Source organism: Micromonospora sp. NPDC005220 (genome assembly GCF_040607895.1).
Taxonomy (GTDB): Bacteria; Actinomycetota; Actinomycetes; order Mycobacteriales; family Micromonosporaceae; genus Micromonospora.
Map to the genome: position 1 here is coordinate 17,869 of NZ_JBEXHP010000042.1, position 19,608 is coordinate 37,476.

Here is a 19,608-nt window from a genome sequence, read left to right on the forward strand (position 1 = left end):
GTACCCGGGGAGTGAGGCGCTGGGCGGTATGGCAGTACCCACCCTCAGCCGGTTCGTCGCTCGTGGCTCGGGCCGGTGTCGGCCTGCCAGGCGGCGACCAGATCCTCGCGCGCCCTGGCGACCCGGGACCGGATGGTGCCGACGGGGCACTGGCAGACGTCCGCCGCCTCGGCGTAGGACAGGCCCAGCACCTGGGTGGCGACGAACGCCTCGCGACGCTCCCGGGTCAGGCCGGCGATCAGCTGGTGCAGGGTCACGCCCTCGTCGGCGCCGCCGGTGATCGCGCCAGCGTCCTCGGCCGCCGCCTGCCAGTCCGGCACCGAGGCCACCCTGGGTCGGACCACCGCCGTCCGGACGTGATCCACGGCGACGCGCCGGGCGATGGTGAACACCCAGGTACGGGCCGACGAGCGGCCGGCGAAGCCGGGCAGGTTGCGAAGTGCCCGCAGGAACGTCTCCTGGGTCAGGTCGTCGGCCTCCCCCGGCCCGGCCAGGTGCGACAGGAACCGCCAGACCTGGTCCTGTAGTGCCCGGATGAACGCTGTGGCGGCCTGCCGGTCACCCTGGCCCGCCTGCCGCGCCCACCGGGTCACCTGGTCGTCGTCAGCGACGCCGTTCCGCACAGACCACCGTCCTGTGTGCCACCGGGCGCTCCTTCAAACCGAGATGCCGTCGTCGCAACGCCGCCGGTCGGCCGCGCACTCTGGTGGTCGCCGGCCGGGGTGGAAAAGTTCCCGGGCATCCCCGTTCGACTGATCTCGCGGATGTCCGAGGTGACGGGAACCGGGGCCGCTCAGCTCGGGACGGGCTGGTCCGCGCTCTCGCGTTCCCTCGGCACGACCGGGTCGGGCATGCTCCAGGAGCGCCACAGCTGGCTGTACCCGCCCCCGGCCCTGAGCAGCTCGGCGTGCGTGCCGTGCTCGGCGACGCGCCCCTGATCGAGGACGACGATGCGGTCCGCGGTGGCCGCCTGGCTCAGGCGGTGGGCGACGATCAGTGTGGTACGGCCCTCGGTGGCCGCCACGGCGGCGCGGTCGAGGTCGCGCGCGCCGGCGCTGCCCGCCTCGGCGGTGGCCTCGTCGAGGACCGCGACGGCGGGATCGGCGAGGACGAGGCGGGCCAGCGCGAGCTGCTGGGCCTGGGCCGAGGTGAGCTGCCGTCCACCCTCCCCCACCGCGGTGGCGAGGCCGTCCGGCAGGGTCCGCACCCACTCGGTGGCGCCGACCAGGTCGAGCGCGGTGGCGATCTCGGCATCGGTGGCGTCCGGGTCGGCGAGGCGCAGGTCGTCGGCGAGCGGCCCGGCGAAGACGTGCACCTCCTGGCTGATCAGCGCGATCTCACGACGGAGGCGGTGCTCGTCGAGCTGTGCCAGCGGCAGGCCGCGCAGGGTCACCGCACCGTGGGTGGGCGCGATGATGCCGGCGATGATGCCGGCGAGGGTGCTCTTGCCCGCGCCGCTCGCGCCGACGAGGGCGACGCGTTCCCCGGGTGCGAGCCGTAGGGCGATGTCCCGCAGCACGACCGGCCCGTCGTCGTAGCGGTGCTGCGCGACGGTCACCTCCAGTGCCGCCGCCCGGTCGTCGCGGGTGGGCTCGGCGCCGGCGGAAGCCACGGTGTCCGGCAGCGTGGTGACCCCGACGAGGCGAGCGAGGCTGGCCCCGGCCTGCAACACCGAGTCCGACTCGAACAGCAGCAGGCCGATGGGGTTGAACAGGCGGTGGAAGTAGAGCGCGGCCGTGGTGGCGGCGCCGACGGTGGCCAGGTCGCCGCGGACCAGCAGGAAGCCGGCGAGCAGCACGGCGGCGAGACCCACGAACTCCGAGCGGTTGATGCGCAGCCCGAAGCGGGTGTAGAGACCGAAGATCTCCAGCGACAGGTCGCGGGCGACGCCGGAGCGATCCGCGATCCGCGCGACGTGGGCGTCCTCCATCCGGTAGGCGCGCACGGTCGCCGCGCCCCGCAGGGCCTCGGCCGTCGCCTGCGCGCGCTCGCCCGTCGCCACCCGCTCGCGGGCGTAGTACGGCACCGAACGCTTGAGGTACCAGCGCAGCGCCAGCGCGTACGCCGGGGCGGCGACCAACCCGGCGATGCCGAGCCGCCAGTCGAGGGCGAAGAGCCCGGCCGCGGTCAGCACGACCGACAGCAGCGCGCCGAGGAAGGCGGGACCGCTGGTGGCGATCACATTCGTCACCACCGCCACGTCGTCGCCGGCTCGGGCCACCAGGTCCCCGGTCCCGGCCCGCTCAAGGGTGGCCGACGGCAGGTGCAGGGCGCGGTCGAGGACCCGCTCCCGGAGTCGGGCCAGCACGGTCTCGCCGAGGCGCGCGGCGACCGCGGCTCCGGCCGCGGTGAGGAGTCCGGCGAGCACGGCCGCGCCCGCGATCACGCCGGCCCAGGCCACCACCTGAGGCGTGTCGGTCCCGGCGATGACGTCGTCGACGAGGCGGCCGAGCACCCAGGGGGCGACGAGCCCGGTCGCGGCGGCGGCGATCAGCAACGTGCCGGCGACGGCGCTGAGCCCCGGCAGGTGGGCCAGCTCGGTGCGGAGGGCGGCCCAGGTCTGCCGGCCGGTGGCGGTGGGCAGCAGCTGCCGGGTGATCGGCTCGGAGGTCATCGCAGGGTCTCCTCCCGGTAGCGGGCGTCGCTGGCGAGCAACCGCTCGTGCGGACCTTCGGCGACGACCCGTCCCTGGTCGAGCACGGCGACCCGGTCGGTGATCCGTAGCAGCGCCGGGCTGGTGGTGATCAGGACAGTGCCGCGGGTGCCCGACCCGCGAGCCTCGGCCAGCCTCGCGGCGAGCAGCCCCTCGGTCACCGCGTCGACCGCCGTGGTGGGGTTGTGCAGCACCAGCACCGGCGGGTCGGCGACGAGCGCCCTCGCCAGCCCGATCCGCTGCCGCTGCCCACCGGAGAGGTTCGCCCCGCGTTCGGTGAGCTGGCGGTCCAACCCGTGCGGGTGCGCGGCGAGCACGTCCTCGGCCGCGGCAGCCCGTACGGCGGCCCGCAGGACCTCGTCGTCGACGGTGGCGCCGGCGCTGAGGTTGGCGCGCAGCGTGCCCTCGAACAGCGCCACGTCGTGCTGCTCGACCAGGACCACGGCGCGCGCGGCGTCGATGTGCAGCTCGTCGGCGGGCACGCCGTCGACGCGGAGCGTCCCCCGGTGGTCCGCCCGGGGCACCCGGCCGGCCAGCAACGCGACCAGCGCCTCGGCGTCGCTCGGCTGGTAGGCGAGCACGCCCAGGATCTCACCGGCGTGGACGCGCAGGCTGACGTCGTCGAGGCCCGCGTACGAGATCGCGTCGAGGGCGAGCCGGGACGGGCTCGGGGCGGGCGGTCCGGCGTCACCCGGTTGGACGACCGGCGCGGCGCCGAGGACCCGGGCGACCCGCCCCGCGGAGGCACGGGCCATGGCGAACAACTGGACGCAGTACCCGAGCGTCTGCACCGGCTCGGCGATGAACTGGGCCAGCCCGACCACGGCGACCAGCTCGCCGACGGTGAGTCGGCCCTGTAGCGCGAGCCAGCCCGCGACTCCGGCGACCGTCGCGAGGAAGAGGCCGTTGACAGTGGTGGTGAGCCCGAGGTGCAGGCCCTTGGTGGTGGCCGCGCGCAGGGTGACGTCGAGCGCGTGGCGGCTGGCGCCCGCGTACCGGCGGGCGGCGTGGTCCTGCGCGCCGATCCCGCGCAGCACACGCAGGCCGGTGACGAGGTCGACGGCGAGGGCGGTGGTGGCGGCGAGCGCCTCCTGCTGCGACGTGCTGCGCCGGGTGAGCAGCGGCGCCATCCGCTGGAGGGCGACGACAAGCAGGGGTACGCCGATGAGCACCCCGAGGCCGAGCGGGACGTCGACGACGAGCAACGCGACGGCCGCGACCACGATGGCGGTGAGCGCGGCGGCGGTGAGTCCGGCGACCCGCACGACGAGCGCGGACAGCTCGGCGTCGGAGGCCGTCACGGACAGCAGTTCGCCGTCCCGCATGCCCGACCGGCGTCCGCGCGGGTCGAGGGCGCTGCGGACGATCTCGACCCGGGTGGCGTGCGCCTCGTGTTCGACGGCGGCGAACGCGAGTCGCGCGCCGGCCCGGTAGGCGAAGGCGAGCACGGTGAACAGGGCGGCCAGGCCGGCCAGCGAGAGCAGCAGGGCGCGGACGTCCCCGGTGGCCACCGCGCGGTCGATGACCACGCCGATGGCCACCGGGACGAGGGCTTCGGTGGCCTGGTGGGTGCAGAGCAGCGCGGTGCCCGCGGCCACCCGGGCGCGCTGTCGACGCAGCGCGCGACGGAGCACCACGCCACCGGTGGTCTCGACGACTGTCATGCTCGGATCGATGAGGGCACGGCGACAGACTCCACTTACGATTAGGGTTGCCTAACCTAACATGCCCTCGAAGCGGCGGTGGATGGGCGGTCCAGCGTGCCGCGCCGCTCACCAGTCATGGACCGTGCCGTCCTTGAGCCGGTTGAACGGCAGGTACGCCGGCTCGTACGGGAACCGGGCCGCCGCCTCCTCGTCGAGTTCCACCCCGAGCCCCGGTTGGTCGCCGGGGTGCAGGTAGCCGTCGGTGAAGGTGAACGACTGCCGGAACACCTCGTTGGCCAGCGGGGTGTGCTTCATGTACTCCTGGATCCCGAAGTTGTGAATGGCCAGGTCCAGGTGCAGCGCCGCGGCCATACCCACCGGGGAGATGTCGGTGGGGCCGTGGATGCCGGACTTGATCTGGTACTGGGCGGCGAAGTCGAGCAGCTTGCGCATGGCGGTGATGCCGCCGGTGTGGGTGACCGCGGACCGCACGTAGTCGATCAGCTGCTCGCGGATCAGGGTCTGGTAGTCCCAGACCGTGTTGAAGACCTCCCCGATGGCCAGCGGGGTGGTGGTGTGCTGGCGGACCAGCCGCAGCGCCTCCTGGTTCTCCGCCGGGGTGCAGTCCTCCAGCCAGAACAGGTCGTACGGTTCGAGGGCCTTGCCGAGCTTGGCGGCCTGGATCGGGGTCATCCGGTGGTGCCCGTCGTGCAGCAGCGGCAACTCCGGGCCGAACTCGCCGCGCACCGCCTCGAAGACCGACGGTAGGTGGCGCAGGTACGCGCGGGTGTCCCAGTCCTCCTCGGCGGGCAGCGGGGTGCGCTGCGCGGGTTCGTAGTCGTAGCGCTGGCCGGTGGCGCTGGGCTGCGCGGCCACGCCGTAGACCGCGTTGATGCCGGGCACCGAGGTCTGCACCCGGATGGACCGGAAGCCCTCGTCGAGGTGGCGGCGGATCGAGTCGAACAGCTCGGGGATGTCCCGCCCGGACGCGTGCCCGTACGCCATGATCCCGGCCCGGGACGCGCCGCCCAGCAGCTGGTACAGCGGCATACCGGCGGCCTTGGCCTTGATGTCCCACAGCGCGACGTCCACCGCCGCGATGGCCGCCATGGTGACCGGACCGCGCCGCCAGTACGCCGACCGGTACAAAAACTGCCAGGTGTCCTCGATCCGGTGCGCGTCCCGCCCCATCAGCAGCGGGGCGACGTGGTCGCGCAGGTAGGAGGCGACGGAGAGCTCACGGCCGTTGAGCGTGGCGTCGCCCAGACCGGTGATGCCCTCATCAGTGGTGATCTTGAGGGTGACGAAGTTCCGGTCGGGGCTGGACACGATGACGTCTGCTGCGACGATCTTCACGGGGGTGCCTTTCGTTCTGACCGGCCCGGAGGGGGGCTTCGTGCTCCACGCAGGAGCCGTTGGGGTGGTCCGCTACTTCGCGACATCGGGATGTTAGGCCGACGAGTCGGACGCTGCGCCGACCCGAGGGGTCGCCGACGGCGCGGGGCGGAGGATCCGGGTGCGGAGGCTCCGCGCCAGGACGGGGACCACCACCGCCGCGGCGACGAGGTGCAGCCCGAGCAGGGCGATGATGGTGGCCGCGTTCGCCCCGGAGATGAGGGGCGGGACCAGCGACATCGCGGTCAGGGCTACCGCCGTCCACACGAACCGGTCGGCGGGCCGAGCACTCCATCGGAGCAGAGCCACGGCGATGACGACGCCCACGACCGAGAAGAAGCCGGTCACCACGGCGATCCCGGACAACGGGATCGTCTCCCCACCATCGGGGATCTCGAAGTCGACGCCGGCGGCCCGGGCCAGCGTGGCGGCGAGAGTGGTGGCCACCATTGCCGCGAGTGTGGCAATCAAGCCGGTGCCGGCGAACGCGTCGTGCCACTCCGCCGCGACGACCTCGGCACGCGTGCCGCCGGGCAGCGTGAGCGTCCACACCGGGACTACTCCGTGTCGTCCGCCGGCAGACGCGTCGGCAGCCCGAGCCGGGGGAACTGGTCATCGTGGAAGGTGACCAACTCGGTGATGGCGCCGCCGGTGATGCGCAGGACGTCGATCGTCAGCGGCAGGTACGCGCCCTCCTGCTCCCGCCAGTGGTAGAAGGCGATGGCGGGCTGCCGGTTCACCGAGGTGGGGACCGCGCGCAGGCCCGTCATGCCCTCGAAGCCGTCCTCGACCCAGCTGTTCAGCACCGCGTCGCGGCCGACGTACAGGCCCGGCGTGGGCGGCATCGAGTAGCGGACGTCCTCCCGCAGCATGGCAGCGAGCACGTCGACGTTCGTGGCCACGCTGGCCTCGGTGAAGCGGCGCACCAGCTCGCGCGTCCCGGCGTCCTCCTCACCGCCGGTCCAGTCCTGCCGCTCGGCGGGCAGGTGCTCCCGCATGCCGGCGCGCGCCCGCTGCAGGGCGCTGTTCACCGAGTTGACCGAGTCCCCGAGCAGCTCCGCGACGTCCTTCGCCGGCCAGCCGAGCACGTCCCGCAGGATCAGCACGGCCCGCGCACGCGGCGCGAGGTGCTGGACCGCGACCAGGTACGCCAGCTCGATCGTCTCCCGCGCGACGGCGACGGCCTCCGGCTCGTCGGCATCGCCCGCGGGCAGCTCGTCGAGCAACCGGTCCGGGTAGGGCTGCAACCACAGCACCTCGCCGCCGGTCGCCGGCTCCGGGCGGCGCTTGGCGAGCAGGTCCAGGCAGGCGTTGGTGGCGATGCGGTACAGCCAGGCCCGGAACGTCGACCGCCCCTCGAAGGTCTCCCGCCGCCGCCAGGCCCGCAGGAACGTCTCCTGCACGGTGTCCTCGGCGTCCTCGAACGACCCGAGCATGCGGTAGCAGTGCACGTGCAGCTCCCGCCGGTGCCGCTGCGCCAGCCCCGAGAACGCCGGCTCGTCGACCTCGCCCAGACCACTCACGCCCAGCTCCTGAAGCCGCGTGTCCGCACTCATCACGTCATCCTTCCGCCTCGTCATGTCCTGTCGTAGGTATGACGGGCGCGGACCCGACAACTCATCACGGCGGCCCCTGCCGCCGTGCCGGTGTCTTGTGCTCGCGAGCCCTGGACGTGCCGGTTCAGCGCATGATCAGGTGATGAGAAGTAGGTCAGGCAGGGTCGTGGAGCCTACTTTTCATCACCCGATCATGCGCGGTGGTGACGGGAAAGCCCCCGGCGCTACCGGGCGGTGCCGCCACCTGATCGGCTCGCGCCGGCGGCGGAGGGCCGGTGCGCGATGCGGGGCGCCCGCACGGCGGAGGCGTTGCCTGACCCCGGGCGGTAGTCCCGTGCCGCGCTGGCCACCATCTCGTCGGCATCGCGAGCGAGCGTCTGCCGGATGTGCTGCGGAACGAACTCGGACGTCGCCATCGCCAGGCGGACCTGCACCGCGCGGTCGTCGACCAGGCGGGCCAGGTCCGCGTCGCTGAGCTCGACGGCACGCACCAGCGCGGCACGGACGTCGACCACCGGGTCCGCGGCGAGCGCGCTGCGCTGCTCGGCGGTGGTCCGCGGGTTGCGGGCAACCCCCTTGCGTACGCGTGCGGTGCGATCGGCCAGCAGGGCGGTGATCACGTCGGGGTCGTGGGTGTGCGTGGCGAGTCGTTCCCGTACCTCGGGTGAGACGTCGTCGATCAGCCTGGCGGCCAGCTCCGGCTCCAGCTCAGGACTCTCCGCGAGGAGACCGCGAAGCTCCTTGTCCGAGGTCTCCGACATGACCCGGCGGATCGACTCGTCACAGGCCGGATTGCCGGCGACCGCCCAACGGACCCACCGGTCGGCGTCCTTGACCAGGCGCATGAGGTTGGCGATCGAGGTGGAGGGGTTCCTCGCCACGGCCTCGCGGACCTGACGATCAGGGTCGCGAGTGAGCGGTCGGAGGGCCTGCGCGGGTGCGTCGGCCCGAGCGGCGACCGCCTTGCGGACCAGTACCGACGGGTCGGACGCCAGGTCGATAAGGGTCATTTGTGGCGTTGTGGGGTCCTGGGCGAGCGCGAGCCGAGCGTCAGCGTTGCCACCGATCGGACGGTGGGCGGTGGTGCCGGACCCGCTGTGACGGTCGGCCGCGCCGACGTCCTGCTGTTTCCCCATGGCGCAATCATGTCACGCACCCGATCTGGCGTTCGGCAGCCGCAGGCCAGACCCGACTCTCATTACGCGACCGTGACCCAGCGCCCCCCTGATCTCCTCCGCTGCCCTCATCCCCGGCTCGGCGGGCACGCGACATGGCCGCGAGACAGGCTCACGCCGGACCAGGTTCGGGCCGGACACACGCGCGAACGACGCCTACCCTCTTCGGTTGTGATCTCGACCGTGTGGCGGCTACTCACCCGCCAGATCGATACCAACCGGGCTCAGGACGACACCGTGCTGCGCGAGGCATGCACGCAGGCGCGGTACGGCTCTGACATCGAGCCGGCCCGCAAGGCCATGGCTGCCACCCGGGGTGACTACGACCGCCGGGCGCGGTACGTCCGCGTGCTGGCCGAATCGACAGCTGGTGGGCTGGGATCCCGAGTCGACCGTACGACCGGCCGGGTCGACACGGAGGCCGCTTGGACCGACCAGTGGGCGGCACGCTCGCCCACCTGTCCGGACGCTCAGCTCGTCCGTGCCCATTCCCTGATGGCACGAGCCTGGGAGGTACGCGGCGGGGGCTGGGCCGCTGCCGTCCGTCCAGAGCAGTGGGCTGAGTTCCGCCGCCTACAGCAACTGGCCGCAGAGGTGAACGACCTGGCCATGCGGCTGGCACCCGAGGACCCCACGCCGTGGGCGAACCAGTTGAAGCTCCTGATCGACCAGAGCGCGTCGACGGAGGACGTCGAGGAGACGTGGCGTGAGCTGACCCGGCTGGATCCCTGGCATCGGCGAGGCCACACCCTCAAGTTGACCTACCACTGCAGGAAGTGGGGCGGCTCGCACGAGGCGATGTTCGACTTCGCCAGGTCGGTCGCCGCCGCAGCGCCCGCAGGCTCGCCGTTGCACGTGCTGCCCGTGTGGGCGGCCGCCGAGTGGGCGCTGTGGGAGCAGGATCGCGAGTCGCCGGGAAGCACCGCCGACGAGATGGGCCAGCGTTGGCGGCAGGATCCGATCATGCAATCCGATCTTGACAACGCGTTGTCCCTGTGGTTTCACCAGCCAGCCACCCGGCACGCCGACTGGCTCAACGACGCGAACTTCTTGGCGTACGGGCTGGCGCGCACTGGCCGCGACGCCGACGCCGCGCCGGTCTTCGCGTCGATCGGCCGGTACGTGACAAGCGTTCCGTGGTCCTGGTGGGGTGACCGTGTGCGCGGCGACGTCGCCTTCATCCGAGCACGCCGCCGCGCCCGCCGCGCTGCCTGACACGCATCGCCACGATCAGCGCTGGGCAGGCAATCGCAGGCCGGACATGCCTCCGTCCACCGGCAACGACGAGCCGGTCACCGAGCCGGTCGCGGGCGACGCGAGGTAGACGACGGCGGCGGCCACCTCGTCGGCGGTCACCAGGCGGCCGGTCGGCTGCCGGGCGGCCAGCTGCCGCTTCTCGGCGGTCGGGTCGGCCGCGCCGGCGAGCAGGCGGGCCACCCAGGGCGTGTCGACGGTGCCGGGGGCGACGCAGTTGACCCGGACGCCCTCCGTCACCAGGTCGGCGGCCATGGCGAGGGTGAGGGCGTGCACGGCACCCTTCGACGCCGAGTACAGGGCGCGTTTGGGCAGACCGGTGGTCGCCGCGATGGAGGAGATGTTGACGATCGCCGCGGCCGACGAGCGGCGCAGGTACGGCAGGGCGACGGCGCTGGTTCGGGCCACGCCGGAGACGTTGACGTCGAGCACCCGGCTCCACTGCTCGTCGTCGTTCTCCTCCACCGTGCCCACGGCCGAGATGGCGGCGTTGTTCACCAGGATGTCGATGCCGCCGAACGCCGCCGCGACCGAGGCGACGGCCGCGCTGAGGGAGGACCGGTCGGCCACGTCCGCCCGGACGCCGAGGACGCCGGGTTCCTCCGGCAGACCGGACAGCTCCAGGTCCAGGACACCCACCCGGGCGCCGGCGGCGAGGAACGCCCGGGTGCAGGCCAGCCCGATGCCCGACCCACCTCCGGTCACCACCGCCACGAGACCGTCACACCGCATCAGGCGTCCCGGAGCACGTTGCGTTGCCGGCCGAGGCCGTCGATCTCGACCTCCATGACGTCGCCGGCGGCCAGGTACGGGAACCGGCCGGAGAGCGCCACCCCCTGCGGGGTGCCGGTGTTGATGACGTCGCCCGGCTCCAGGACGGTGTACTGGGACAGGTGCCAGACCAGGTACGCCACGTCGAAGATCATGTCCTTGGTGCTGGAGTCCTGGCGGGGCTCGCCGTTGACCCAGGACCGCAACCGCAACGCCTGCGGATCGCCGACCTCGTCGGCGGTGACCAGCCACGGGCCGAGCGGTTGGAACGTCTCGCAGGACTTGCCCTTCGACCACTGCCCGCCGGAGACGGCGAGCTGGAAATCCCGCTCGGAGACGTCGTTGGAGAGCACGTACCCGGCGATGTGCGCGAGGGCGTCGGCCGGCGAGGCGAGATAGCGGGCCCGTCGGCCGATCACCACCGCCAACTCGACCTCCCAGTCGGTCTTCGTCGATCCGCGCGGGATCAGAACCTCGTCGTACGGGCCGACGACCGTGTTCGGCGCCTTGTAGAAGATGATCGGGTCGGTCGGTGGGGCGGCACCCGACTCGGCGGCGTGCGCGGCGTAGTTCTGCCCCACGCAGAGCACCACCCCGGGCCGGGCGATCGGTGCGCCGACCCGCTGACCGGTGACGTCGATCTCGGGCAGGTCGGTGGCCTCGCGGACCCGCTGGACGCCGTCGCCGGCGAGGAACTCGCCGTCGATGTCGACGGTGAGCGACGAGAGGTCGACGTGCCGGCCGTCGACGTACAGCACGGGGCGTTCCCGCCCCACGGGCCCGACGCGCATGAATCTCACGAACCAACCTCCAGTGCACAGGTACGAATCGCCGCGGTAGCCGGACAGCTGCTCGCGTCGATGATCACGGCGTGGCGGGCAAACCTATTTCGTATAGGATGTTGCCCTGCCAGTGTGTACTGGCTCACACCGGAACCGTCAAGGGGTTCCTGAGGAGACGTGATGGCCCAGCAGGAAGCGCGCGAGGGTCGACTCCGTCCCGCCCGTCGACTCACCCTCGCCGAGGACGTCTACGAGTCGATAAAGACGCTGGTCATGGACCACATCCTTCCGCCCGGCGAGCGGGTGAACATCGACGCGCTGGCCCGGGAGCTGGACGTCTCCCCCACCCCGGTGCGGGAGGCACTCGCCCGGTTGGAGGCCGACGGCCTGGTCCGGAAACGCCCGCTCTCCGGTTACACCACCACGCCCCTGTTGAGTCGCGCCGAGTTCGACGACCTGTTCGACGTCCGCCAACTGCTGGAGGGCGCCACCGCCGGGCGGGCCGCCACGCACGCCTCCGCCGAGGCCCGGCAGCGGATCAGCGTCGAGGCAGCCGCGAGCATCGACGTGGAGGCCGGCGACGGCTATCGCCGGCACGCCGCGTTCACCGCGCTGGACGCGAAGTTCCACGACCTGATCGCCGAGGTGTCCGGCAGCCCCCTGCTACGGGACACCATCACCCGGCTGCACTCACACCTGCACCTGCACCGGCTCTACTTCCCGGTCGGCGGCGCACCGGACACCAACACCGAGCACCAGCGCATCGCCGCCGCCATCGTCGCCGGCGACGCGGCAGCCGCCACCGAGGCGATGCGCGCCCACCTCAGCGCCGCCCGGGAGCGCCACCTGCCCGCCTTCGACCAACTTCCCACCCCCGCAACACCGCGCGACCCGGCGTGACCCACCCCGACCCATCCGAGGAGCCGCCATGCGGATCGCCCTCTTCATCACCTGCGTCAACGACCTCGCGTTCCCGGGCACCGGCATCGCGGTCACCCGCATCCTGCGGCGGCTCGGCCACACCGTCGACTTCCCCACCGCCCAGACCTGTTGCGGCCAGATGCACGCCAACACCGGCTACCGGGCCGAGGCCATGCCGATGGTGCGCAACTACGTCGACGTCTTCGACTCCTACGACGCCGTCGTCGTGCCCTCCGGGTCGTGCACCGCGATGATCCGTGACCAGTACCCGCGCCTGCACCCGCCCGCCACCTCGGTGGCCGCCCGCACCTACGAGCTGTCCGAGCTGCTCGTCGACGTCCTGGGCGTCACCGACGTCGGCGCCGAGTTCCCCGAGACGGTCACCTACCACCCGACCTGCCACGGCCTGCGGATCCTGCGCCTCGGTGACCGGCCGCTGACCCTGCTGCGCCAGGTACGCGGGATCAAGCTGGTCGAGCTGGGCGACGCCGAGGAGTGCTGTGGTTTCGGCGGCACGTTCGCCCTGAAGAACCCGGACGTCTCCACCGCGATGCTCACCGACAAGTGCGCCCGGGTCCGCGACACCGGCGCGCGGGTGCTCGCCGCGGCCGACAACTCCTGCCTGGCGCACATCGGCGGCGGCCTCGACCGGCACCGGTCGGGTGTACGGGCCGTGCACTACGCCGAGATTCTCGCCGGAGCCAGCTCATGAGCCAGCCGGTCGCGCCCGCCACCGGGAGCGGGCGGATCCGCACGCCACTGCCCTTCCCCACCGCCGCCAGACCGGCCGTCGCCGACCAGCAACTCCGCGCCAACCTGCACCGGGCCACCCGCACCATCCGCGCGAAGCGCGCCCGGGTCGTCGACGAGGTACCCGACTGGGAGGCGCTGCGCGACGCCGGCTCGGCGATCAAGGCGGACGTCCAACGTCGGTTGCCGGAGTTGCTGGAGCAGTTCGAGGCGTCCGCCACCGCCGCCGGCGCCACAGTGCACTGGGCCCGCGACGCGGCCGAGGCGTGCCGGATCGTGGTCGAGTTGACCCGGGCCGCCGGGGCCGACGAGGTCGTGAAAGTCAAGTCGATGGCCACCCAGGAGATCGAACTCAACGAGGCGCTGGAGGCCGCCGGGATCGCCGCGTACGAGACCGACCTCGCGGAGTTGATCGTGCAGCTCGGTGAGGACACCCCCTCGCACATCCTGGTGCCGGCGATCCACTACAACCGGGCGCAGATCCGGGAGATCTTCCAGCGTCGCATGCCCGACGCGCCGGCCGACCTGAGCGACGAACCGGCCGCGCTGGCCGAGGCGGCCCGCGCGCACCTGCGACGACGTTTTCTCTCGGCCCGGGTCGCCGTCTCCGGCGCCAACTTCGCCGTCGCCGACACCGGCACCCTCGTGGTCGTCGAGTCCGAGGGCAACGGGCGGATGTGCCTCACCCTCCCGGAGACGCTGATCAGCGTCGTCGGCGTCGAGAAGCTGCTGCCGACCTTCACCGACCTGGAGGTCTTCCTGCAACTCCTGCCGCGATCCTCGACCGGCGAGCGGATGAACCCGTACACCTCGATGTGGACCGGCGTCACCCCCGGGGACGGCCCGCAGGACGTGCACGTCGTGCTCGTCGACAATGGCCGGTCCGCGGTGCTCGCCGACCCGGTGGGGCGTCCGGCGCTGTCCTGCATCCGCTGCTCCGCGTGCCTCAACGTCTGCCCGGTGTACGAGCGGGCCGGCGGGCACGCGTACGGCTCGGTGTACCCGGGGCCGATCGGGGCGATCCTGTCGCCGCAGCTGACCGGCGTGGCCGACAACGCCTCGCTGCCGTACGCGTCGACCCTCTGCGGCGCCTGCTACGACGCGTGCCCAGTGAAGATCAACATTCCGGAGATCCTGATTCACCTCCGTCAACAGGCACCGCATCCGCCGGCCGAACGGGCCACCATGCGCGTCCTGTCCTGGGTCATGCGCAGCCCCCGGCGCTGGGCCGCCGCCCTGCGCCTGGCCCGGACCGGCGCGGGGCCGCTCGGGGCGTACCGTGAAAAAAGCACCGGCGCCCGCACGCTGCGGCGACTGCCCTGGCCCGCCTCGGCGTGGACCCGGTCGCGTGACCTGCCGCTACCCGCGCCGCAGACCTTCCGGGAATGGTGGGGGAAGCAGTGAGCGCACGTGACGAGATCCTGGCGCGGCTCCGGACGGCCCTGGCCGACAGCCCGCCGCCGGTGCAGGTGCCCCGCCGGTACCGCCGGGCCGACGACCGCCCCGACCTGATCGACACCCTGGTGGACCGCCTGGAGGACTACCGGGCGGTCGTCCACCACGGCATCGACGCCCTACCTGGGCTGCTCAGCGAGGTCGACCGGCTCGCCGTCCCCACCGACGTTCCCGCCGACTGGCTGGCCGGCTACGCCGGGCAGCTGCACCGCGACGCGCCCCCGCTGTCGCCGGCCGCGCTCGACGGCCTGGACGCGGTCCTGACCGGCTGCGCCGTCGCGGTCGCCGACACCGGCACCATCATCCTCGACGCCGGCCCGGCGCAGGGGCGGCGCGCGCTCACCCTGGTACCCGACCGGCACATCTGCGTCGTCCGCACCGACCAGGTCGTCGGTCTGCTGCCGGAGGCGCTCACCCGACTGGAACCCCGCGCGCCGCAGACCTGGATCTCCGGTCCGTCCGCGACCAGCGACATCGAGCTGAACCGGGTCGAAGGGGTGCACGGCCCACGCCGACTGGAGGTCGTCCTGGTCGGCTCAGGAGTCTGACGACACCTGCTCGCGGGTCTCGCCCGCCGTGTCCCGCAACGGGATGCCGCGCACGTTGAGCAGCATGACGATGCCCACGCCGACCACCAGCGCGATGTCGGCGACGTTGCCGACGAAGAAGCCGGCGTAATCGATGAAGTCCACCACGTGCCCCCGCGCGAAACCCGGCTCCCGGAACAGCCGGTCCAGCAGGTGCGTCGCCGCTCCGCCGAGCACCAGGCCCAACGCCACCGCCCAGGCCCGCGACGTGACCCGCCGGGCCACCACCGTCACCGCGACCACCGCCGCCGCCGCGAACACCGCGAAGATCCAGGTGTACGCGGAGCCGATCGAGAAGGCCGCGCCCGGGTTGTAGACGAGGCGCAGTTGCAGCAGCTCACCGAGAATGGTGATGGTCTGCCCGTCGGAGAGCGCGGACTCGGCCCAGTACTTGGTGGCCTGATCGGCAGCGAGCACCACAGCAGCGATCAACACGACGGCGCGGAACATTCCGGAACAGTAGCTGGTCAGCTGGACCGTCACCACCGGCCGACCAGAGCACCGGCGCGTACTGGCACAGGCCGAAGGTCCTCAGGGAATGAGGATCGTCTTGCCCCGGACACGGCCGGACTCGGCGTCGAGATGCACCGAGGCCAGATCGGCGAGCGGACGCGACGCGGCGATGTCGACCCGGACGGCGCCCGCGTCGACGAGCTTGACGAGCGAGGCAAGGTGACCTGTGTCGTTGCGGGCCACGAAGCTCACCGCTGTCACCGACGACCCGGCCGGCGCCGTCAACGCGACGGTGGCGGACACGACAACGCCGCCGGGGCGCACCAGCGACATCAGTGCCGCCGCGGGCCGCCCAGCGAGGTCGACGAGGTTGAGGATCACGTCGACCGGGCCGTCGAGCGCGTCACCGAGGGGTGCGGCCGTGTAGTCGATCGTCTCGTCGGCCCCGAGCTGGCGCACCACGTCGGCGCTGCGCGTGCTGGCCGTGGCGATGACGTGGGCCCCGGCGTGCTTGGCAAGCTGCACAGCGAACCCACCGACTCCACCGCCGGCCCCGTTCACCAGCACCCGCTGTCCGGAGGTGATGCACGCGTGCTCGTACACCGCCTGCCAGGCGGTGAGGCCGGCGATGGGGATGGCCGCGGCGTGCGTGAGCGGGACGGCGGTGGGCGCCACGACGAGGGTGTCAGCCGCAGCGGTGACGAACTCGGCCGCGGCGCCGCCCGTGTCGACCCGTCCGATGACCCGGTCGCCCACGGCGAGGGTGTGCACGTCGTCGCCGACCTCGACGATCGTGCCGGCGACGTCCCCACCGAGGGTGTACGGGAGCTCCAACGGGAGGACGGCGCGCAGCAGCCCGCGCCGCAGCCCGACATCGGACGGGTTGAACGAGGTCGCGGCGACCTGGATGAGGACGTCACCTCGGTCCGGGGCCGGGCGCGGCACGGCTTCCTCGCGGATGACCGAGGCGGCACCGTACCTGTTCATTCGCATGGCTCGCATATTTCGAACCTAGGTCGGCAGCCGAAGACGATCCATGCTCCGTGGTCCTCGATTCATACTCGTTCGTGTCCCGTGGGTATCCTGCGCGGGTGGACGTGCTCAGCGACGTGATCACGGCCCTGCGAACCGGCCAGCCGCGCTCCGCGCGTGTCGCGTGGCACGCCCCGTGGGCGCAGCAATTCGCCTCCGTACCTGGCTCGGCCGGCTTCCAGATTGTCCTAGAGGGACCGTGCTGGCTCGTCGCCCCGGACATCGGCCCGATGCGGCTCGCGCCCGGGGACATCGTGTTCCGGCCACACGGCCGAGGGCACACGCTCGCCGACAGCCCATCGACCTCACCTGACGCACCCGCCTGCGACCCGAACGAGCTACCGCTCCAGCCTTACGCCGACAACGTGGTCGGCACTCCCGCCGACACCGCGGCGTCCGCGACGGTCACCCTGTGCGGGGCGTACCAACTCGACCCGATCCACGCGCACCCGCTGCTCGACGACCTGCCCGAGCTCATCCACCTGCCGGCGCACCTCGGGCGGCACCCCGAGCTACGCGCCACCGTGGACCTGCTCGCCACCGAGCTGCAACGACCCCGCCTCGGCACCGACGCCATCATCCCGGCGCTGCTCGACACCCTGCTGTTGCACATCCTGCGTACCTGGCTCGACCAGAACCCCCCGCCTGGGACGGTGAGCACGGGCTGGGCGGCGGCACTCAAGGACCCGGCCACCGCGGTCGCACTGCACGCGATCCATCGCGACCCGGCGCGGCCGTGGACCGTCGCGACACTCGCTGCGGAAGCGGGGCTGTCCCGAGCACCGTTCGCCCGCCGTTTCACCACACTGCTCGGCCAGCCGCCGCTGACCTATCTGACGTGGTGGCGGATGACCACCGCCTCCCGACTCCTCCGCCAATCCGACAAGCCGTTGAGCGTCATCGCGGCTCGGGTCGGCTACACCTCCGAGTTCGCCTTCGCCAACGCGTTCAAACGCCGGTACGGAACCTCCCCCGGCAGGTACCGCCGTAACGGATAGCAGTCGCACCTACAGGGCGGGATCTCCACGCAGTCACGGCAGGAACTAACCTCTATCGTCTACAGCCTGCGGGCGGACGGATTCACCGGCACAGGGATGGGCAGATGACCGACGACCACGACGCCGCCGCAGCGATGAACTTCATCTTCGAAGCCGGCGTCCTCAAACGCGCCGCCCGCACCGGCTGGTGGTTCGCCGGCGTCAAGCACCCCGAATCCATCGCTGAACACTCCTTCCGAACGGCGCTCATCGGAATGATGCTCGCCGCCATGGAGGGCGCCGACCCAGCCCGAGTGTCGATGCTCTGCACCCTGCACGACACACAGGAAACCCGAATCACCGACATCCCCCACATCGCCAAGCGCTATCTCACCGCCGTACCCAACACCGCCGTCACCGCCGACCAGGTCTCCGCCTGTCCTCCGGCCGTCGCCGACGTCATCACCACCGCCGTCGCCGAATACGAAGCCGGCGAGACACCAGAAGCTGTCGTCGCTCGTGACGCCGACAAGCTGGAATGCCTCGTCCAAGCCGTCGAGTACCGCCATCAAGGCATCGACAACGTGCAGCGCTGGATCGACAGCTCACGAGCCGCCCTGAAGACCGCCAGCGCCCACCGCATCGCCGACGCCGCCCTCACCGGACAACCGCTCGCCTGGCTCACTCCCCCGCCGCAGGAGTAAGAGTTCAATCCTGCCGGTGCCAGACCTCAGACGTTCCCCGACGGCATCAGACGCACACGGTTTAGGAACGGTTAGCTCTCGCTGCACACACCCTCGTCCTAACAGGGCATACGTCCGAGGGCTTGCCACCGTTCTGCATGATCATTCCGCGCATGTTCCGGATCTTGCCGCTCCTCGGGAGCGACGTTGCCAATGTCCACCTTGGCGGCTAGGCCAGTGCGGCGGGTCGTGGGGTCTACCTCCAGGCGTATAACGGCTCGGCCGCGCCCGAATAGACTCCAACAATGCCGGGCATCTCTCCTCGACTCCGACACCGCATCGACGCCGACTTCCCCCACCACGCCGACGCGGTCGTGGACAGGCTGCACAGTCTCGATCAAATAGTCGCGGACTCTCGTCAAGACCCGGAGCGGATGTTCGCAGCGGTCGTGCGCCTCGCTCAGGGTCGACTCGACAAGCTCGATAATGCCTTACGTCTGGCCCGAGAGGACTGGCGTGATCTCTTGATCGGAGCTGACTTCGGTGACGAGGACTGGCCCGCCCGCCTCTCAGCCTGGCTCGGCGCTCCGGCGCCGACCGGTGGCAGCGTTCGTCGTAGCCGTCGGACCCCTCGTTTGTAAGTTCTGTGCAGCAGGTCCACCCAGGTCCGGGAACGGTCGCCAGCTCGGAGTTGCGTCCGTCTCCAAGCTCGCTGATGCGCGCCTGTCCGGCGGCGTTGCTGTCGACAGCGTTCCCGGCGGTGCCTGTGGCCGGAGCGAACCCCGGCCAAGCGAAGCGCCGGGAGCTATGACGGCCGGGTCTCGGACTCGGACTCGGCCGTCGCCCGGTCGAACGCGAACACGACCTCCTCGTTGCCAGCCTCAACACGGGCAAGCCGTGCGAGGGCTACTCGCTCGCCGGCCATGCGTCTCAAGGCAGCCTGGTAGGCCTTAGCTTGCTCATCAGACGGTGCCTCACCACGGACTACCCGCGTGAAGCGGTTGCGGCTTTGATCAAAGGCAGTGGCGGCTGCAAGGAGGTCACCGCATGCGTCTAGCAGACGATCGGCAACGTCGATAGCTTGCTGCGACCCCACGACATGAACTTGTGACCAAGCATCGCTGACGGGTCGCCAGTCTTCGCTCAGCCAATCGTGAAGCTCGAACGAGTCGAGTGGTCGTCGTTGACGAAGTGTGACGCTGAGACCCTCCGCGAGGCCGGACCGGAAGCGAATCGTCTGACGGACGGCGTCCGCTCGCAATGCGAGGGTCAACGTGCGCGCCAGCAGGTCCTGGTAAGCCGCGATCCGCTCCTGCTGGGCGGCGTCCCTAGCGGACCACCGCCGCTGCACCCACAGCAGTCCAAACGTCGCCAGCGTTGTAAGGAGCGAAGCTCCGATTGCCGCCACTACTGGCGCCCAGATCTCAGACCTACTCACGTGAGGCAGGTTAGAGGCTCTGGGCAACAGCTACGCCGACAGTTGGCCGGCCCACGACGCCGTCTAGCCGATCCGCGCAT

19 protein-coding genes are annotated in these 19,608 nt (G+C 71.6%); 7 read left to right on the plus strand and 12 right to left on the minus strand.

Translation table 11 applies throughout. The features are described 5' to 3' along the window. Positions 1-44: 44 nt before the first annotated feature. From ABZU52_RS17555 to ABZU52_RS17585, 7 genes are all read right to left on the minus strand, one after another. Entirely contained in the window at positions 45-623 is a 579-nt protein-coding gene (locus ABZU52_RS17555) for a sigma-70 family RNA polymerase sigma factor (protein WP_354972055.1), read from the minus strand. Between the two features lie 170 nt (positions 624-793). After that, positions 794-2,614: an ABC transporter ATP-binding protein gene (locus ABZU52_RS17560; protein ID WP_354972056.1), complete on the minus strand. Its 1,821-nt coding sequence runs from the start codon at positions 2,612-2,614 to the stop codon at positions 794-796. After that, a complete protein-coding gene (locus tag ABZU52_RS17565) occupies positions 2,611-4,317 on the minus strand; it encodes an ABC transporter ATP-binding protein (RefSeq protein ID WP_354972057.1) in 1,707 nt (568 codons plus the stop codon). Before ABZU52_RS17565 ends, ABZU52_RS17560 begins: the two co-directional genes overlap by 4 nt. 108 nt (positions 4,318-4,425) lie before the next feature. Next, positions 4,426-5,655, minus strand: a complete 1,230-nt coding sequence (gene manD / locus ABZU52_RS17570) for a D-mannonate dehydratase ManD (RefSeq protein WP_354972058.1) — start codon at positions 5,653-5,655, stop codon at positions 4,426-4,428. A 93-nt stretch (positions 5,656-5,748) separates the two neighbouring features. Beyond that, positions 5,749-6,246, minus strand: a complete 498-nt coding sequence (locus ABZU52_RS17575; RefSeq protein WP_354972059.1) for a DUF6069 family protein — start codon at positions 6,244-6,246, stop codon at positions 5,749-5,751. 5 nt (positions 6,247-6,251) lie between these two features. After that, a complete protein-coding gene (locus ABZU52_RS17580) occupies positions 6,252-7,250 on the minus strand; it encodes an RNA polymerase subunit sigma-70 (protein ID WP_354972060.1) in 999 nt (332 codons plus the stop codon). A gap of 224 nt (positions 7,251-7,474) precedes the next feature. After that, positions 7,475-8,386: a hypothetical protein gene (locus tag ABZU52_RS17585; RefSeq protein WP_354972061.1), complete on the minus strand. Its 912-nt coding sequence runs from the start codon at positions 8,384-8,386 to the stop codon at positions 7,475-7,477. A gap of 210 nt (positions 8,387-8,596) precedes the next feature. Between ABZU52_RS17585 and ABZU52_RS17590 the strand changes: the two genes are divergently transcribed. Beyond that, the gene (locus ABZU52_RS17590; protein WP_354972062.1) at positions 8,597-9,640 is read left to right on the plus strand and encodes a DUF4034 domain-containing protein; all 1,044 of its coding nucleotides are present in this window, start codon (positions 8,597-8,599) and stop codon (positions 9,638-9,640) included. Between the two features lie 15 nt (positions 9,641-9,655). Here the strand turns inward: ABZU52_RS17590 and ABZU52_RS17595 are convergent, their stop codons facing one another. Both ABZU52_RS17595 and ABZU52_RS17600 read right to left on the minus strand, forming a co-directional pair. After that, positions 9,656-10,411 (minus strand): SDR family oxidoreductase, encoded by a 756-nt coding sequence (locus tag ABZU52_RS17595; RefSeq protein WP_354972063.1) that lies wholly within the window; start codon positions 10,409-10,411, stop codon positions 9,656-9,658. Continuing rightward, on the minus strand, positions 10,411-11,250 hold the full coding sequence (locus ABZU52_RS17600; protein WP_354972064.1) for a fumarylacetoacetate hydrolase family protein: 840 nt from the start codon (positions 11,248-11,250) through the stop codon (positions 10,411-10,413). Before ABZU52_RS17600 ends, ABZU52_RS17595 begins: the two co-directional genes overlap by 1 nt. 162 nt (positions 11,251-11,412) lie before the next feature. Here ABZU52_RS17600 and ABZU52_RS17605 point away from each other — a divergent pair, with 162 nt between their 5' ends. From ABZU52_RS17605 to ABZU52_RS17620, 4 genes are read left to right on the plus strand one after another with little or no spacing between them, the layout of a single operon-like run. After that, a complete protein-coding gene (locus tag ABZU52_RS17605) occupies positions 11,413-12,132 on the plus strand; it encodes a GntR family transcriptional regulator (protein WP_354972065.1) in 720 nt (239 codons plus the stop codon). 28 nt (positions 12,133-12,160) lie between these two features. Beyond that, positions 12,161-12,865 (plus strand): (Fe-S)-binding protein, encoded by a 705-nt coding sequence (locus tag ABZU52_RS17610; protein ID WP_354972066.1) that lies wholly within the window; start codon positions 12,161-12,163, stop codon positions 12,863-12,865. Next, positions 12,862-14,307: a LutB/LldF family L-lactate oxidation iron-sulfur protein gene (locus tag ABZU52_RS17615; protein WP_354972067.1), complete on the plus strand. Its 1,446-nt coding sequence runs from the start codon at positions 12,862-12,864 to the stop codon at positions 14,305-14,307. Before ABZU52_RS17610 ends, ABZU52_RS17615 begins: the two co-directional genes overlap by 4 nt. Next, a complete protein-coding gene (locus ABZU52_RS17620; RefSeq protein ID WP_354972068.1) occupies positions 14,304-14,906 on the plus strand; it encodes an LUD domain-containing protein in 603 nt (200 codons plus the stop codon). Before ABZU52_RS17615 ends, ABZU52_RS17620 begins: the two co-directional genes overlap by 4 nt. Here the strand turns inward: ABZU52_RS17620 and ABZU52_RS17625 are convergent. After that, on the minus strand, positions 14,895-15,395 hold the full coding sequence (locus tag ABZU52_RS17625; protein ID WP_354972069.1) for a signal peptidase II: 501 nt from the start codon (positions 15,393-15,395) through the stop codon (positions 14,895-14,897). The genes ABZU52_RS17620 and ABZU52_RS17625 overlap by 12 nt on opposite strands. An 81-nt stretch (positions 15,396-15,476) precedes the next feature. Then, a complete protein-coding gene (locus tag ABZU52_RS17630; RefSeq protein WP_354972070.1) occupies positions 15,477-16,400 on the minus strand; it encodes an NADP-dependent oxidoreductase in 924 nt (307 codons plus the stop codon). Positions 16,401-16,489: 89 nt separating this feature from the next. On the opposite strand from ABZU52_RS17630, the gene ABZU52_RS17635 reads away from it, so the two are divergent. Then, the gene (locus tag ABZU52_RS17635; RefSeq protein WP_354972071.1) at positions 16,490-17,428 is read left to right on the plus strand and encodes an AraC family transcriptional regulator; all 939 of its coding nucleotides are present in this window, start codon (positions 16,490-16,492) and stop codon (positions 17,426-17,428) included. Between the two features lie 104 nt (positions 17,429-17,532). Next, complete coding sequence (locus tag ABZU52_RS17640) at positions 17,533-18,111, plus strand: HD domain-containing protein (RefSeq protein WP_354972072.1); 579 nt, start codon at positions 17,533-17,535, stop codon at positions 18,109-18,111. A 784-nt stretch (positions 18,112-18,895) separates the two neighbouring features. Here the strand turns inward: ABZU52_RS17640 and ABZU52_RS17645 are convergent. Further along, complete coding sequence (locus tag ABZU52_RS17645) at positions 18,896-19,528, minus strand: hypothetical protein (protein ID WP_354972073.1); 633 nt, start codon at positions 19,526-19,528, stop codon at positions 18,896-18,898. Between the last annotated feature and the right edge of the window lie 80 nt (positions 19,529-19,608).